Source organism: Halorubrum tibetense (assembly GCF_042661865.1).
Classification (GTDB): Archaea; Halobacteriota; Halobacteria; order Halobacteriales; family Haloferacaceae; genus Halorubrum; species Halorubrum tibetense.
On the sequence record NZ_JBHSWW010000529.1, the window covers coordinates 1 to 917 of the forward strand.

A 917-nucleotide genomic window follows, 5' to 3' on the forward strand; every position below is an offset into this window, starting at 1 on the left:
AGTTCCAACGCACGCTTTAAGCCGGCTTTAACAGCCGCTCCTTTACCTTGGTTTACATCGAGCACCATTAAGTGCACGCCCAGGTGCTCATCGGCTAGCCGTTCTAGGACTGCAGAGCAGTCGCCGTTACTACCGTCATTAACCAAAATAACGGGCACAGAAAAAGGCAATACATTGGCCAAGGTGTCGACAATGGCGCGCTCGTGGTTGTACACAGGAATCACAATGCAGGCGCTTATCGCATCAGGTTTTGGAGCGCGAGCAGTCATAGCGCAGCCACCAGACGACCACTGGCAAAAACTTTTGCGTCAGAAAAATAGGTAAACTGCACCCGCCGGCGATCCGGTTGCAACTGCATATGAAGTTGCACGGTATCACCGGGGCGAATAACCTGTTGAAACTTGATGGCCTCCAGCTGACTCGCCGTGCTGAGCCAGTGCGCATGCTCTTGCCATAGTCGTGCAGCAACAATGCGCACCCAATTAAGTTGAACCACGCCCGGTAAAATAGGTGTTTGCGGAAAGTGCCCCTGAAACCATACCAGTGCTGGTTGTATTTGCAGGGTTAGTTCCGCACTGGCCGAGTCAACCGATACCAGATCCAGCACCTGTGGTAACTCAGTAGGAGCATAACTAAGATCGATCATTCACGGGCTCCCGTTCCGTCGCCGGTAGCAACTGATTCATTAACAATTGCACTTGTTGATACTGTATTTTGCCTTGACCATTGCGCGGCAAGCGATCGATATAGCGCCAGCGCCTAGGCACTAAGGGGCGCTCGAGTAATTGCCCCAAAGCGCGTTTAAAACGTTGCGCTAAGGCCCGCCTGCCCTCTTGTTCTAATGCCGCCACACCTTCTGGTGAGAGCACGATTAACGCCACGAGTTCATCGCGGCTCGCAACAGAGCCGGTGCGAAT

Annotated in this window: 3 protein-coding genes; all 3 read right to left on the reverse strand. The window is 53.1% G+C overall.

Annotated elements, in window-relative coordinates; translation table 11 throughout:
• Positions 1–269: glycosyltransferase (locus ACFQEU_RS16740; protein WP_379783982.1), on the reverse strand; the 269-nt coding region annotated here is incomplete at its 3' end.
• A complete protein-coding gene (locus ACFQEU_RS16745) occupies positions 266–646 on the reverse strand; it encodes a 3-hydroxyacyl-ACP dehydratase FabZ family protein (RefSeq protein ID WP_379783984.1) in 381 nt (126 codons plus the stop codon). The genes ACFQEU_RS16745 and ACFQEU_RS16740, both read right to left, overlap by 4 nt.
• Positions 633–917, reverse strand: a 285-nt coding sequence (locus ACFQEU_RS16750) for a hypothetical protein (protein ID WP_379783986.1), incomplete at its 5' end; no start/stop codon positions are given. The genes ACFQEU_RS16750 and ACFQEU_RS16745, both read right to left, overlap by 14 nt.

What these genes read in the sequence shown, in the direction of transcription:
- ACFQEU_RS16745 (WP_379783984.1), bottom strand. Translation starts at nt 646, where the DNA reads ATGATCGATCTTAGTTATGCTCCTACTGAGTTACCACAGGTGCTGGAT.